Below are 638 nucleotides of genomic sequence, written 5' to 3'. Positions count from 1 at the left end.
GCCTGTGGCAGGTACCCTACCTGCCCATCGACCCGGCGGACCTCGGCCGCACCTACGACAGCGTGATCCGCGTCAACAGCCAGTCGGGCAAGGGCGGCATCGCCTTCCTGCTGGAGCGCGAGCGCGGCGTGGTCATGCCGCGCCGCATGCAGGTGGAGTTCAGCGCGGTGGTGCAGCGCCAGACCGATGCCAGCGAGACCGAGATGACCGGCGCCACGCTGTGGTCGCTGTTCCAGGCCACCTACCTCGAGACTCCTGCAGGCGTGCCCGGCGCCATCGTCTGCCATGCCCACCGGCTTGCCGACGACGGCCGCGGCATCGAGCTGGATGTGACCATCAACGGCGCGCGCCAGACCCTGCAGGGCCAGGGCAACGGCCCGATCGACGCCACGGTGGACGCCCTGGGCCTGCCGCTGCGCGTGCACGGCTACGAGGAGCGCGCGACCGGCTCCGGCGCCGATGCGCAGGCCCTGGCCATCGTGGAGGCGGCCCTCGACGGCGTGCCCGGCGCGACCTTCGGCGTGGGGCTGCACCACAACATCGTCACGGCGTCGGTGCATGCGGTGGTGAGCGCGGCCAACCGGCTGGCGCAGCGCCGGCATGCGGTGCCGCCAGCGGCCGCGTCCCAAGCCGCCCCG

Annotated in this window: 1 protein-coding gene; it reads left to right on the top strand. The window is 73.4% G+C overall.

Annotated features, from left to right (window positions below):
• Positions 1 to 638 (top strand): alpha-isopropylmalate synthase regulatory domain-containing protein (locus AC27KI_RS26705; protein WP_487116914.1); only part of this gene is annotated, 638 nt, incomplete at both ends.

The sequence above is a fragment of the Acidovorax sp. KPB24-03 genome (assembly GCF_057546605.1).
This window is presented reverse-complemented; position numbering and strand designations above follow the sequence as displayed.